Genomic DNA, 13,288 nt, shown 5'->3' with positions numbered 1-13,288 from the left:
ATGCCCCAGCAGTCCGCGGTCACGGTCCTCGCACCGCTGCCGCCGGAGCACCGGGACCGGGCGGTCGAGGCCCTGTCCCACCTGGCCGGACCGGGCCGGGGAGCCCTGGCGTTCGACCGGCACGCCGGCCTGCACTTCGCCCGGCTCCTGCTGGTGGAGGCGGCCGAGAGCCCGTCCGGAGCCGCTGCCGGCCCGGGTCTGCTCTACACCGCCGACCTGGACGGCTCGGCGGACGCGCACATCCGGGCGCTGGCCGACGTCTCGGCCGAGGGCCTGGACCGGGCCTTCAGCTGCTGCACCGGCTACCCCGATCGGCCGGACCCGGCCAGCCGGACGGCGTGGCTGCAGGCCCACCGCATCCCCGAGGCGGCCTTCTACGTCAACACGGTCGGACGGGGGGTGCCCCAGGTGGTCGCCGAGGCGCGGCTGCGCCAGGCCCTGGAGACCTACCTCGACGAGCACCGGGAGGACGTCGCCGATCTGACCCCGGCGCAGGTCCACACGGTCCTGCGCCGGCACGCCCTCACCGACCCGCAGCTGCGGTTCGGGACCGTGCCCGCCCGCCGGCCGCCGCTGACATGGCGGGCCGGCGAGCTCATCCACAAGGTCGCCGTCCCCGCCGTCCTCCTGCCGCTGACCCCGCTGCTCCTCGTGGCGCTGCCGTTCGTGGCCGTCGTCCTGCGCCTGCACGAGCTGCGGGACGTGCCCGACCGGCAGCGGCCCGACCCGGCCGCCGTCGCGCGCCTGCGCACTGCCGAGGACCGCGTGGCGGTCAACCCGTTCGCGGTCGTGGGGTTCCTCAAGCCGGGGCCGTTCCGGGCCCTGCTGACCCGAGTCGTGCTGTTCGCCATCAGCTACGCCGTCCGGCACGTGTTCAACCGCGGCAGCCTCGCCGGCGTCACGACCATCCACTTCGCCCGGTGGGTCTACCTCACGCCGGAACGGATGGTCTTCCTCAGCACCTACGACGGCAGCCTCGAGAGCTACATGAACGACTTCATCGACAAGGTCGCCTGGGGGCTCAACGCGATCTTCAGCAACAGCACGGGATACCCCCCGACCGTCCTGCTCCTCTGGCGGGGCGCCCGGGAGGAGGAGCTGTTCAAGAACAACCTGCGCAACCACCAGGTGCCCGTCCAGGTCTGGTGGTCGGCCTACGACGACCTCACCGCGCTCAACGTCGGCTCGAACGCCGCGATCCGCAGGGGGCTGGCCCGGCGCTCCCTGCCCGACGAGGAGGCCCGCGAGTGGCTCGCCCTGCTCTGACGACCACGGCACCCGCACACCCGGAGGCGACGGACATGGCACGGACCCGCAGCACGGCGCCTCTCCAGGCCGACCGCAGCGCCCCGGCGCCGGCCGCCCTCCTCCCCGCTCCCCGCGGTGGGCACGCCGTCGACCACGCCGACGTCCAGGGGCTGGTGGGCAGCGGCTACCGGTGCCTGCCGGAGGCCGTGTTCCTCGGCCTGCGGGTGGACGACGGCGCCGCAGGACGCGCCTTCCTCACCCAGCTCCTCCCCCTGGTGACCAGCATGGCCGCCGACCACAGCAGCCGGGCCCTCAACGTCGCCCTCAACCACGGCGGCCTCGCCCAACTGGGGCTGACCCAGGCGGCGCTGGACGGCTTCTCGCCGGCGTTCGCCGGGGGGATGGCCGACCCCATCCGCAGCGCCTTCCTCGGCGACGTGGGGACGCACGCGCCCTCGACCTGGTCCTGGGGCGGCCCGGACAACCCGCGCGTCGACGTCCTGCTCCTGCTCTACGCCGCGACGGACACAGAGCTCACGGCACACGCCAGGGATGTGCGGCGACTGCTCCCGGCCGAGGAGGTCGTCGCGCTGCCCACCACGACCCTGTCCCCCCGCGACCACCTCGGGTTCGCCGACGGGATCTCCCAGCCCGCGGTGGCCGGCCTGCACGGCCGGGGCGAGCGCGGCGTCGCGCTGGGCGAGTTCCTGCTGGGGTACCCGAACGGGTACGGCCGGCGCACGAGCCGCCCGCTCCTCCCCGCCGCGGACGACCCGCGCCGGGTGCTGCCGCCCGCGCCCCGCGCCGAGGCGCCGGGCAGCGTGGACCTCGGCCGCAACGGCACCTACCTCGTCGTCCGGACGCTGGCCGTCGACGTCGCCGCCTTCCGGGACCACGTCGACCGGTGGGCGGAACGGACGGGGCTGCGGGCCGAGCAGGTGGCGGCCAAGATGGTCGGACGCTGGCCCGACGGCACGTCCTTGACGGTCAGTCCCGACCGCCCCCTCGGGGACGAGCCGGTCGACAACGACTTCCGGTACACCCGCGACGGGGACGCGGCCGGCCTCGGGTGCCCGATCGCGGCGCACGTCCGCCGGGCCAACCCGCGGGACTCGCTGGACCCGCGCCCCGGCTCGGAGGCCTCCATCCGGGTCAACGACCGGCACCGGCTGATCCGCCGCGGCCGGCAGTACGGCCCCCTGTCGGACGGCGAGTGCGGGCTGCACTTCATCTGCCTGAACGCCAACCTCAGCCGCCAGTTCGAGTTCGTGCAGCACAGCTGGCTGAACAACCCGGCGTTCGCGGGCCTGCAGGACAGCCCGGACCCGATCGCCGGGTACCACCCCCCGGACGGCGGCGTGTTCCCCATGCCGGCCGACCCCGTCCGCCGCCGTCTGCTCGACCTGCCCCGGTTCGTGCGGCTCCGCGGCGGCGGCTACTTCTTCCTCCCCGGCATCCGCGCCCTGCACCACCTCGCCTACGGCCCCCCGGCCGACGGGCGGGACCCCCGATGACGTCGAGCGCCGACCTCGCCCGCGTGCTGCTCGCGGGCGTCCGCCTGACGATGGGGACGGCGGGCCTGCTCGCTCCCGGCCTGGTCATCCGCCGCCTGGACATCGACCCGGCCACGCAGCCGGGGATGCGCTACCCGCTGCGGATGTTCGGCATCCGGACCGTGCTCATCGGCGCCGAGCTGTTGACCCCCGACGCTCCCCGGCGGTGGCACGCGGAGCAGCTGGCCCCCGTCGTCCACGGCAGCGACACGGTCTCGGCGTTCCTGGCCTGGCGCCGGGGCGACCTGCCCCGGCGCGCTGGGGCGATGGCCACCGCCATCTCCGCGGTGAACCTCGTGCTGGCGCTGGCCAACCTGGGCGCTCGGCGCCGCCGCCCACCCCGCCGCCCCTCCCGTACCCGCTGACCCACCGGACGGCCCGGGGACGGCACGAGACAGACCCAGCAGGAGGCGCACATGGGAGCGCAGGTCGGGAACGCCGTCGTCGCGTGGACGACGGGTCGCCCGGCTGGCTCGGGAGCTCGACGAGGCCCCGTCGCAGGTGGAGGTGCGACGTGACCCAGGCGGATCCCGGCCGGCGTGGCGACCCGGCCCCGGAGCGGGTGGGGATGGTGATCGCCGGTGCCGGCGCCCGGGGAGCGTACGAGGCCGGCGCCCTATCCGTGATCGTCCCGCGGCTGGCCGCGGCCGGTGCCCGGCCGCGGGTGTTCGTCGGCACGAGCGCCGGAGCGATCAACGCCACCCTGCTGGCGGCAGGCGCGCACCTGTCGGCCGACGAGCAGGCCGCGGCGCTCCTCCGGGTGTGGCGCCGGATCGGGCCGCGCGACGTGTTCGGGCCCCTGCTGGCCTCCACCCCGCGGACGGCCGGGACGTGGCTCGCGCAGCGGCTGGGCATCGGGGGCGTGCGGCTGACCGGCCTCGTGGACACCACGCCGCTGTCCCGCACCGCCGACACAGCCGTCGACTGGGGGCAGCTGCGCACCAACGTGGAACGCGGGGACTGCCAGGCGCTGGCCGTCGTCGCCACCTCCGGACGCACCGGCCGCACGGTCGTGTTCACCGACCTGGCGCCCGGCTCGGCACTGCCGCCGGCCGACGAGGACCGGGCGCTGGACTACGTCGCCGCCCCGGTCGGCAGCTCGCACGTGCGGGCCTCGGCGGCCATCCCCGTCGTCTTCCCCCCGGTCCAGGTGACCGAGCCGCCCGAGCGGACCGGGTGGTACCTCGACGGCGGGGTCCGCCTCAACGCCCCGCTCAAGCCGGCGCTGGACCTCGGCTGCGACGCCGTGGTGGTGGCCGCGACCCACCCGGACACCTACGCCGTCGACCCCGGCACGGCCCAGGCCCACCACGACCGGCCCGACGTCGACGACACGCTCGTCATGCTGCTGGATGCCGCCTTCGTCGACCGCATGGTCGAGGACCTGCGGACGCTGACCAGGGTGAACGAACTCGTGGCCGCTGGTCGCCGACGCAGCAGCACCGGGCGGCCGCTGTCCGTGGTGCCGCACCTCTTCGCCGGTCCGCCGGAACGGGCCACCCTCAGCCGGCTGGCCGCCGACGTGTACCGAGAGCACTACACGGGGCTCTGGGGCGCGCTGCGCACCCTGCGGGAGCCCGACCTCCCGCTGCTGGCCCAGCTCCTCGGCGGGGACGGGCACCGCCGCGGGGACGTGCTGAGCTACCTGCTCTTCGACCCCGAGTTCATCACCCGGGCGATCGCACTCGGCCAGGAGCACGCCACCGCGATGTTCGCGGACGCCCCGGGCACGCGTGTGCCGTGGCGCACCGAGCCCGGGGCGCCACCGACGACCCCGGCGCCTCGCGGCGCGCGCACCACGGACGCCGGCACCGGCGCCGGGGACGAGGGTCCCGTCCCACAGCCGCGGCCGGCACGGGGCGGCGCACCGACACGCGCCGGAGGTGCCACGTGAGGGCCTCGCTCGCCTCCGCCCCGGTCGCCGGGGGGACGTCCTCGACCGGGTCCGCGACGGGGCCGCGGCGCGCGGCGCAGGCCGGCGGCCCCGGCACCGCGAACCGGGACACGTCCTCCCGTATCAGCGAACCGGCGGTCCGGCTCTCCCAGGAGCCGGCTCGGTTCGGCCCGCTGGACCAGTGGGACAGCACGGCACCGCACCCGGCAACCGCGCACGCCCCGAGGAGGCACCCATGACCAAGGCGTCCACGACCGAGCCACCCAGGAGCCGGGCCGCCGGCAACGGGGCACCCCGGACGACAGCGCAGCCCGCCGCCGCCACGTCCGCGAACGGCTACCATCCGGGTCTGCCGTGGCGGGTCTACCGCGCGGCGGCCCAGGCGCTGGACCGGGTGATCGGCTGGGACCGGCTGCCCGTGCCCCTGGGGCTGGCGGTGATCGCCGGCCTCCGTGACGCGCTCCGCCGGCACAACCTGCACGACACCGGCGCGCTGCCGACCACGCATCCCCCGGTCGTCGCCCCGTTCGACCCGCAGGTCCTGACCTCGCGGACGGTGGACGGCAGCTACAACGACCTCGCGGTGCCGTCCGCGGGGATGGCCGGCTCACGGTTCGGGCGCAACATCCCCCTCGTCGCCGCCGGCCGACCGGCGCCGGCCGAGGTCGTCGAGCCCAGCCCCCGCGAGGTCAGCCGGCAGCTGATGACCCGGAAGGAGCTCATCCCCGCCACGTCGGTCAACGCGCTCGTCGCCCCCTGGCTGCAGTGGATGATCCGTGACTGGTTCAGCCACGGGAAGAGCACCACCGAGGACCCGTGGCGAGTCGAGCTGGCCGACGACGACCCGTGGCCCGAGCGGCCCATGCTGATCATGCGCACCCCCGAGGACCCGACCCGCCCGGACACCGCGTCACCGCGGACGTCGGTCAACACCTGCACCCACTGGTGGGACGCCTCGCAGATCTACGGCGTCACCCCCGAGCAGCAGCGCGAGGCCCGGACGTTCGAGGGCGGCAAGCTGCGCGTCGAGGCCAACGGGATGCTGCCGACACCCAGGAGCGACCACCCGACGCTCGAGGAACCGGGGTTCTGGCTCGGCCTGGTGCCGCTGCAGACCCTCTTCACCCGCGAGCACAACGCCGTCTGCGACATGCTGGCCGACGAGTTCCCCACGTGGGGTGACGAGGAGCTCTTCCAGCGCGCCCGGCTCGTGGTCGCCGCGCTGACCGCCAAGATCCACACCGTCGAGTGGACCCCCGCCGTCATCAGCCACCCCACCACGGTCGCCGCGCTGCGGGCGAACTGGTGGGGCCTGGCCGGGGAGCGCCTCAGCACGGTGTTCGGCCGGCTCAGCGACAGCGAGCTGGTCAGCGGCATCCCGGGGTCCCCGACGCGCGACTACGGCGTCCCCTACTCCCTGACCGAGGAGTTCAGCGCCGTCTACCGCATGCACCCGCTCATGCCGGACCTGTTCGACCTGCGTTCGCACGAGGACGACCGGCGGTTCCGGGCCGAGCCCTACAGCCTGCGCGAGCTGGCCGGCCCGCAGTCCCTGGCCCTGCTGGAGACCGTGCCGGTGGCCGACCTCCTGTACTCCTTCGGCACGGAGCACCCCGGGGTGGTGACCCTGCACAACTTCCCGAGGTTCCTGCAGGAGTTCGTCCGGCCGGACGGGAGGGTCATGGACCTCGCCGCCGTCGACATCCTGCGCCACCGCGAGCTCGGCGTCCCCCGCTACTGCGAGTTCCGGCGGCTGCTGCGCCTGCGGGCGCCTGCCGGCTTCGAGGAGCTGACCGGCGATCCGGACCTCGCGCGCCAGATGTCGCAGCTCTACGGCGGGGACGTCGAGAAGGTCGACCTCATGGTCGGGCTGTTCGCCGAGCGCCTGCCCGAGGGGTTCGCGTTCAGCGACACCGCATTCCGGATCTTCATCCTCATGGCGTCGCGCCGGCTCAACAGCGACCGGTTCCTGGCCGAGGACTTCACCCCGGCGGTGTACACGGTGCCCGGCATGCGCTGGCTGGCGGACAACACCATGGCCTCGGTGATCCTGCGGCACTACCCGGAACTGCGACCGGCGATGCGCTCGGTGCCCAACGCCTTCCTGCCGTGGCAGCGTCCCGGCGGCCGGAGCTGAGGAGGCACGGCCATGGTGGCGATCGGGGTCGACGACCGGCTGCGCGGGATCCGGGAGCGGTGGGAGGCCAGCGAGGACCAGCGCGAGGCCGCCCGCAGAGCCATCGACCGAGGGGACCTGAGCCTGGTCAACCCACCCGAGGACCTCCGGGAGCGCCAGGACCGGCTGCGGCAACGGCACCTGCGACTGGAGGGCATCGTCGACCAGGACGACTCCGTCTGGCTGAGCTTCTTCAACTGCGGGCTCCGCGCGTCCCGCGCGGTCGGTCGGGTCGTCGAGGCGCCGCGGCGCCAGCCGGTCGTGCCCATCGGCACGGGCTCGCTGGTCACCGACCGCCTCCTGCTGACCAACCACCACGTCGTCCGGACGCCGGACGAGGCCGCGGGGATGGCCGTGGAGTTCGCCTACGAGTACGACGAGGACGGCGAACCGCGCAAGGAGGACCGGTGGCCGCTGGCCCCGGACGACTGCTTCGTCACCGACCCCGACCTGGACTACACCCTCGTCGCGGTCGCCCTGCGGGACGGCCGGCCGCCCGGCGAGACGTACGGCTCCATCCCGCTCATCGGACAGACGGGCAAGGCCGTCATCGGCGAGGTGCTCAACGTGATCCACCACCCCGCGGGCGAGCGCAAGCGGGTCAGCCTCCGGTTCAACCGCATGGTCGCGGAGGACGACCTCTGGCTGCGGTACGAGAGCGACACTCGGGAGGGCTCGTCGGGCGCGCCGGTCTTCAACGACCAGTGGGAGATGGTCGCGCTGCACCACGGCGGGGTGGCCGCGACCGACGACGGGGGCTTCGAGCTGACCCGCGACGGGCAGCGGTGGACACCCGACATGGGCCAGGACGCGGTGGCCTACGTCGGCAACGAGGGGGCCCGGGTCAGCCGGATCGTCCGCAGCCTCCGCGTCGCCGACGTCCCACCGGAACAGCGCCGCCTGTTGACCCCGATCCTCGGTGAGGAGCAGTGAGATGGCCGCACCCACGCTGGTCTTCCTCCACGGCCGCGGACAGGAGTTCAAGAAGCCGGAGCAGCTGCTGCGCAAGTGGCTGGCGGCCCTGAACGCCGGGCTCACCGCGGCCGGCGCCGACCCGCTGCCCGCCGACCGCGTGGTCCTGCCGTTCTACGGCAACGTCCTGTACCAGGTCACCGCGGCGTCGGCGGGCAAGGCCCTCAGGCTGGAGTCGACGCGGACGACGGACGCACCGGGGCCGTTCTCCCCGGCCACTCCACCCCACACCGGCGCGCTCGAGCGTGAGCTGCTCGTCGACATGGCCCGGGCCGCCGGGATGGCGGTCCCCGACCCCGACGAGCCACCACCGCCGGTCGAGCGGACGGGGGGTGGGGGGCGGCTGCACGAGGAGGGCCTGCGCGACCGGATCCTCTCCTGGGGCCCGGCGCGAGAGCTGCTGGTCTCGCTCGCCAAGCGGTCGCGGGTTGACCAGCTGGTGATCACCGCGCACCTGCGCGACGTCGCCATCTACCTCAGCGACGGCCGGGACGAGGTCCTGAAGGTGGTCCGGGAGGCCGTCCCCCCGGAGGGGCCGCTGCTGCTCGTCTCGCACAGCCTGGGCACGGTGGTGGCCCGGGACCTGCTGCACGACGACGACGTGCGCGAGCGGACCACCCTGTGGGTGACGATGGGGTCACCGCTGGGCCTCGAGGCGGTGCAGAGGAACCTCATGGACCCGGGCCACAGGCACCCCGGGGTCGAGTGGCTGACCGCCTACGACGTCAACGACGTGGTCGCCCTGGGACACCCCCTGGAGAAGTCCTGGGGGGCGCCGCTCACCGACCTCGAGGTGGAGAACGACACCGATCCGCACGCGATCGCGCGCTATCTGGCGCATGCACAGGTCGCCGGACCCATCGGGATCGCGGCGACCCGCTCCCACTGACGCAGCCGTCCCCTGCCTGCCGCAGCCAGACCACGGCAGGCCTGCTCCCTCCGGGACCGCGGACCGAGCTCCCGCGGCCCTCGCGCCGCTTCCGGTCAGAAGAGGCACGACTCGACCAACCGAGACGAGGCGCTCACCCGGTGGTGCGCATGGAGGCGGATGGAGATGATCCGGATCGATCGGCGAACAGCGGCCGCACTCATCCTGACCGCTCGGTTCGTACTGGGCCCGCTGTCGATCGCATGTCCCGGATTCACCAGCCGGCTGATGCTGATGCCTCCCGAGGTGAACCCGGGCACTCCGTACTTCCTGCGGTTGTTCGGCGGACGCGACCTCTACCTCGGTGTCGCGGCACTGCTGACGCCGGAGCCGACCAGAGGACAGGTGATCGGCACGGCCGCGGCAGTGGACGCGGTCGACGCGACCGCCGCGCTCATCGCGGGCGTCAGAGGCGACATCCCGGCGCCTGCAGCGCTTCTGGCGGCCGGCGCCGGAACGATGGGTTCGCTGCTCGGCCTGGCAGCCGCCGGATACGGTCCCTTGGCGCGCCGGCGGCCGGCCGCCGACCTGTCCGGCTCCGACCCACTGGTCGTCGACAGGGCGAACGGGGATCGTGCCACCCGAAGCCGCAGTTGAGCCCCGATCCCCCACGGCACCACGTTCCTGCTCACCGACTCCCCGTGGACGGCGAACCGGAGTCCACCTCCTGGACCGACACATCGGGCCGGCGGACCACCGTCCCAGGCCGAGAGTCGTCCGTGCCTCTCTGACGCGCCCGGACGTCTGGAGAGACCGACCAGCCGTCCGCTGCGCCTCTGCCGTGGAGTCGCTGGGTCACCCGGCCGCGAGACGACGGCGATCCTCCGCGGAGAGCAGCGCGTCCAGGGTCACGAAGGCGTAGTCAGCCGCGCGCATCCGCTCGATCATGTCGGGCAGCGCGTCGGCATCCAGAGTCGAGCCGTCCTGCGGGTTCGCCCCCAGATGCATCAGCACGATCTCTCCGGGCCGGAGGGCGTTCACCGCCCGCTCCGTCACCTTCTGTGCGTCCATACCGCCGCTCGTGCCCTTCCATCCCAGCGTGTCCACCGTCCACCGCACCGCGACGTACCCGAGGTCGTTGACCGCCGCGATGGTCCGCTCGTCCCGGTCCCCGAACGGGAAGCGGAACAGTGGCCGAGGATCAGCTCCCGCGGCGAGGATCCGCTGTTCTGCGCCCTGCACCTCGTCGCGGATCGCCTGGTCCGGCAGCGCGGGGAGGTGGGGATGGGTCATCGAGTGGTTGCCCAGGCGGTGACCGCCCCCGTGGATCTCCGCGACGCCGTCCGGGTTGCCGTCGACCCACTGCCCGGTCAGGAAGAAGGTCGCCGGCACCTGCTGGTCGGCGAGGGTGCCCAGGATGCTCGGCAGCCCCGCCGAATTGGCGCCCGCATCGAACGAGAGCGCGACGACGCGGTCCCCGGTCGGGATCTCGGTGACGTCCTCACCCCGCAGGTGAGCCGGGACGGCCGGCGGGTCAGCGGTCGTCGGCTCCGGAGTCGGGGTCGTGCCGGTGGACAGCGAGGCCGACGCAGCCGGCGGAGCGATCTCCGATCCACGCCCGGCGCTGTCCCCCTCACTGCAGGCCGCTGACAGGGCTGGGTGCGTCGCTGCCATTGCTGCCATCGACCGGCCGGATGTCCGGGGATCCTCGTTCATTCGAGTCGTCATCGTCTGCTCCCTGGTGCCGGGGCGTTCAGCACATCGCGGGAACCGGACCGCAGGCAAGCGGCTGCGACCTCCCGGATCCGATCCAGGACCAACGGCACGACGGACGGAGGTCAGCGGCCTCCGGGCGCAGGCGCCTCGGGAGGTACGGCGTCCCGCTGGAACCGCACCGCGGGCTCCAGCAGCGTGCCCCCGGTGCTGGCCGGAAGGGACGGTGAGCGGCGCCATCGTCGAGAAGCCGTTGCGGAAGTACGCCAGCGGGGTCGGCGCGCGGCGCCATGGCACCTGCGGCGGTCCGGGCCACAAAGGGGCGGGACGCGGTCGCTGTCGAGACTCCGGACTCCGCGGGCAGGTGCCGCCAGGGCGCTGCTTCGCTCTCCACAGGTTTGAGCCCGAGGAAGGAGCGGTACCCAGAAAGGCTGCATTTGTCGGCCCACCTCGTGAGAGGAAGGGGCGGGACGGAGATGTGTGCAATGCCGGCGACTCGGGCGGAGACGTACGAGACGCTCCGGAACACCGGCGAGGCGCTGCGCCGGTCTCTCCCGGACGGGAGCACGTTCTCCACCGTCTCCCTCGGACCCTGCTCCACCCGGGCGGTCGCCTGCGCCGTGCATGGCGGTCGCTACGTCACGGTGCTCGCCGACGCAACGCCCACCGAGCAGGTGTGCACATGGTGAACCAGCGTCAGGGCGTACCGGCGGCCGGAGACGCCGGCGCTGCGCCGCCACAGGCCCTGAGTCGACGCACCTTCCTCGTCGGCCTGTCTGCGACAGCTCTGGCGATCCCACTCACCGCAGTGACGCCTGCGAAGGCCCATGCCCGGATCCCCTTCAGGGGGGTCGACGTGCGTCCGCGAGCCGATTGGGCTCAGGGCCTGACTCCCACGGGTCCGTTGCAGCAGGAGCGACCGGGCGACACCCGCTTCCTCCTGGTCCACCACACGGCGTCCTCGAACGACTATGACCCCGGCGATGTGCCTGGTCTGCTCCGCGGCTTCTACCGGTACCACACCGGCCCGGACAAGAAGTGGCCGGACATCGCCTACAACTTCCTCGTCGATCGGTACGGCACGGTGTGGGAGGGCCGCACCGGCAGCTTGACCGGTCCGGTGATGCCCGACGCAACCGGCGGCAGCCAGGGGTTCGCCCAGTTGGGCTGCTTCATCGGCAACCACCAGGCGGAGGCTCCGACCCCGGAAGCCCGGACTTCCATGACGGCCCTCCTGGCAGCACTCGCGGACACCTATGCCATCGACACCGCGCCGGGTGCCACGACCACCTTCGTGTCCCGGGGGTCCAACCGCTGGCCGGCCGGCACCACGGTGACGACCACGACGATCGCCGGACATCGGGACATGTCTCTCACCACGTGCCCTGGTGATGCCGCCTACGCACTGGTGCGAGATGTCTTCCCCGCCGCAGTCACCGCGCTGAGGCCGACCCCCCTCTGACTCTCCACCCACGACCGTGAGCGACGTCCCGGAACGGACCGCTGCCCCGGCCCGGGGTCGGTGAACGGGTCCCGCCCACACCGGCGGATCAGCCCCTGCGTCCCGCCGGCCCACGATCCGCGGAGTCATTGCCGGCGTCGTTCGTGGATTGCCGGTGCTGCCGCACCGGCAACGCGCGAGGAGCCCCGGCAATGCGGGCATCAGGCGTCGACGTAGCGGTCGCGTTCGACGACGAACTGCCCGGTGGCGGTGTTGGCGTCGACGAACTCCGGCAGCAGCGGGATCCGCACCGTCACCGTCACGCAGACGGAGAACTCCTCCCCGCGCGCCAGCGTCGGCGCATACCCGCCCGCGGCGTCGCAGCCGGCACCGGCCGGGGCGTAGGCGACGCGGACGTCGGTGGCGTCGACCGACTGGTCGGCCACCGCCAGCCGGGCCGCGGCCTCCGCGCGGGCGGCGCCGGTGACCGGGTCCGGGGCGGTGCCCATCGCCCGCCCGGCCTCCCGGGCCGCGGCGGTGGAGGCGAACACCCCGCGCTGCACCGCCGAGAAGCCGGCCACGACGTAGACCAGCGGCACGAACACCACGATCGCGATGAACGTGAACTCCACCAGCGCCGAGCCGCGCTCCCCGGCGACCATCCCCAGCCGCGCCCGCAGCCACCTCATGCCGCCTCCTCCACCGCCCGGCCGGTGACCTCGAGCGGCAGCAGCGAGCCCAGTCCGGCCAGCAGCGTGGGCACCGCCCCCGAGCAGCGGACCACCACCAGCGTCAACCCGCTGGCGTCGACCTCCTGCGCCGAACTGCACACCAGCCCGTCGGCGGTCTGCTGCGAGGTCGCCCGCGCCACGACCGCCACCGTGCGGTCGGCACCCGCCGATGAGGGCACGTCGGCGTTGGCCGCGAACCGGGCACCCTCCTGCGCGCTGGCGGTCACCACGTTGCGCACGTGCACGTAGACCGCCACCTGCAGCACCGCCAGCAGCAGCACGACGACCAGCACGGACACGAACACGAACTCGACGACCGCCGCACCCCGCTCCGGGTCCCCGGGCGGCCCCTCTGCCGGGTCCCGCCGGGAGCCTGCGAGTCGCGGGGAGAGAGCGGCCTTCCTGCAGGGTCCCGCCATGAGCTTGCGAGTGGTGGGGGGCAGGAGGGTCCTTACTTCAGCCACCGGTCGTGACGGACGCCAGGGCGTTGGTGACCGCGGCGACGATCGCCTCGCGGAACGGGATGAGGATGGCCAGCACCAGTGCCGCCGTCATCACCGTGATCATCACCCAGCCGGGCACGTCGCCCCGCTCGGCGTCGTCCCCGCGCAGGCGGTCGGCGAGTGCGGCCAGCGCCGCCAGGACCCCCGTGAACAACGGCATGCTCCGTCCTTCCTGTCGTGTCCGCGGGC

At 73.8% G+C, this 13,288-nt stretch carries 13 protein-coding genes; 9 read left to right on the top strand and 4 right to left on the bottom strand.

Going from position 1 to position 13,288, the window contains the following annotated elements:
* The 8 genes from ACU610_RS25365 to ACU610_RS25330 all read left to right on the top strand — a co-directional run bounded on the left by ACU610_RS25365 (window position 1) and on the right by ACU610_RS25330 (window position 9,368).
* Window positions 1-1,266, top strand: a complete 1,266-nt coding sequence (locus ACU610_RS25365) for a hypothetical protein (RefSeq protein WP_446770454.1) — start codon at window positions 1-3, stop codon at window positions 1,264-1,266.
* A 35-nt stretch (window positions 1,267-1,301) separates the two neighbouring features.
* Window positions 1,302-2,762 carry a Dyp-type peroxidase gene (locus ACU610_RS25360; protein WP_446770453.1) on the top strand — a complete coding sequence of 487 codons (1,461 nt, stop codon included), beginning with the start codon at window positions 1,302-1,304 and terminating at the stop codon, window positions 2,760-2,762.
* On the top strand, window positions 2,759-3,166 hold the full coding sequence (locus tag ACU610_RS25355) for a hypothetical protein (RefSeq protein ID WP_446770452.1): 408 nt from the start codon (window positions 2,759-2,761) through the stop codon (window positions 3,164-3,166). Before ACU610_RS25360 ends, ACU610_RS25355 begins: the two co-directional genes overlap by 4 nt.
* A 149-nt stretch (window positions 3,167-3,315) precedes the next feature.
* Window positions 3,316-4,695, top strand: a complete 1,380-nt coding sequence (locus ACU610_RS25350; protein ID WP_446770451.1) for a patatin-like phospholipase family protein — start codon at window positions 3,316-3,318, stop codon at window positions 4,693-4,695.
* A gap of 235 nt (window positions 4,696-4,930) precedes the next feature.
* Window positions 4,931-6,832, top strand: coding sequence for a peroxidase family protein (locus tag ACU610_RS25345; protein ID WP_446770450.1), 1,902 nt, complete (start codon window positions 4,931-4,933; stop codon window positions 6,830-6,832).
* 12 nt (window positions 6,833-6,844) lie between these two features.
* On the top strand, window positions 6,845-7,804 hold the full coding sequence (locus tag ACU610_RS25340; RefSeq protein ID WP_446770449.1) for a trypsin-like serine peptidase: 960 nt from the start codon (window positions 6,845-6,847) through the stop codon (window positions 7,802-7,804).
* A gap of 1 nt (window position 7,805) precedes the next feature.
* Window positions 7,806-8,732: a hypothetical protein gene (locus ACU610_RS25335; RefSeq protein ID WP_446770448.1), complete on the top strand. Its 927-nt coding sequence runs from the start codon at window positions 7,806-7,808 to the stop codon at window positions 8,730-8,732.
* 159 nt (window positions 8,733-8,891) lie between these two features.
* The gene (locus tag ACU610_RS25330; RefSeq protein WP_446770447.1) at window positions 8,892-9,368 is read left to right on the top strand and encodes a hypothetical protein; all 477 of its coding nucleotides are present in this window, start codon (window positions 8,892-8,894) and stop codon (window positions 9,366-9,368) included.
* Window positions 9,369-9,566: 198 nt separating this feature from the next.
* On the opposite strand, the gene ACU610_RS25325 is transcribed toward ACU610_RS25330, so the two are convergent.
* Window positions 9,567-10,385 carry a polysaccharide deacetylase family protein gene (locus tag ACU610_RS25325; protein WP_446770446.1) on the bottom strand — a complete coding sequence of 273 codons (819 nt, stop codon included), beginning with the start codon at window positions 10,383-10,385 and terminating at the stop codon, window positions 9,567-9,569.
* Between the two features lie 721 nt (window positions 10,386-11,106).
* Here ACU610_RS25325 and ACU610_RS25320 point away from each other — a divergent pair.
* Window positions 11,107-11,886, top strand: a complete 780-nt coding sequence (locus tag ACU610_RS25320) for an N-acetylmuramoyl-L-alanine amidase (RefSeq protein WP_446770445.1) — start codon at window positions 11,107-11,109, stop codon at window positions 11,884-11,886.
* Between the two features lie 200 nt (window positions 11,887-12,086).
* On the opposite strand, the gene ACU610_RS25315 is transcribed toward ACU610_RS25320, so the two are convergent.
* The 3 genes from ACU610_RS25315 to ACU610_RS25305 form a co-directional block, all read right to left on the bottom strand.
* On the bottom strand, window positions 12,087-12,554 hold the full coding sequence (locus ACU610_RS25315; RefSeq protein ID WP_446770444.1) for a hypothetical protein: 468 nt from the start codon (window positions 12,552-12,554) through the stop codon (window positions 12,087-12,089).
* Window positions 12,551-12,901: a TadE/TadG family type IV pilus assembly protein gene (locus ACU610_RS25310; protein ID WP_446770443.1), complete on the bottom strand. Its 351-nt coding sequence runs from the start codon at window positions 12,899-12,901 to the stop codon at window positions 12,551-12,553. The genes ACU610_RS25315 and ACU610_RS25310 overlap by 4 nt, the downstream gene beginning before the upstream one ends.
* Before the next feature lie 151 nt (window positions 12,902-13,052).
* A complete protein-coding gene (locus ACU610_RS25305; protein WP_100501070.1) occupies window positions 13,053-13,259 on the bottom strand; it encodes a hypothetical protein in 207 nt (68 codons plus the stop codon).
* Window positions 13,260-13,288 lie beyond the last annotated feature (29 nt).

It is taken from the genome of Geodermatophilus sp. URMC 61, assembly GCF_052931555.1.
Note: the sequence above shows the minus strand (reverse complement) of the source record. Positions and strands in the feature narration are given on the sequence as shown.

Bases quoted from the DNA above. Each gene is read 5' to 3' on its own strand.
- ACU610_RS25355 (WP_446770452.1), top strand. From the start codon at position 2,759: ATGACGTCGAGCGCCGACCTCGCCCGCGTGCTGCTCGCGGGCGTCCGC.
- ACU610_RS25320 (WP_446770445.1), top strand. From the start codon at position 11,107: ATGGTGAACCAGCGTCAGGGCGTACCGGCGGCCGGAGACGCCGGCGCT.
- ACU610_RS25365 (WP_446770454.1), top strand. From the start codon at position 1: ATGCCCCAGCAGTCCGCGGTCACGGTCCTCGCACCGCTGCCGCCGGAG.
- ACU610_RS25360 (WP_446770453.1), top strand. From the start codon at position 1,302: ATGGCACGGACCCGCAGCACGGCGCCTCTCCAGGCCGACCGCAGCGCC.
- ACU610_RS25340 (WP_446770449.1), top strand. From the start codon at position 6,845: ATGGTGGCGATCGGGGTCGACGACCGGCTGCGCGGGATCCGGGAGCGG.
- ACU610_RS25345 (WP_446770450.1), top strand. From the start codon at position 4,931: ATGACCAAGGCGTCCACGACCGAGCCACCCAGGAGCCGGGCCGCCGGC.
- ACU610_RS25305 (WP_100501070.1), bottom strand. From the start codon at position 13,259: ATGCCGTTGTTCACGGGGGTCCTGGCGGCGCTGGCCGCACTCGCCGAC.
- ACU610_RS25325 (WP_446770446.1), bottom strand. From the start codon at position 10,385: ATGGCAGCGACGCACCCAGCCCTGTCAGCGGCCTGCAGTGAGGGGGAC.
- ACU610_RS25315 (WP_446770444.1), bottom strand. From the start codon at position 12,554: ATGAGGTGGCTGCGGGCGCGGCTGGGGATGGTCGCCGGGGAGCGCGGC.
- ACU610_RS25330 (WP_446770447.1), top strand. From the start codon at position 8,892: ATGGAGATGATCCGGATCGATCGGCGAACAGCGGCCGCACTCATCCTG.
- ACU610_RS25335 (WP_446770448.1), top strand. From the start codon at position 7,806: ATGGCCGCACCCACGCTGGTCTTCCTCCACGGCCGCGGACAGGAGTTC.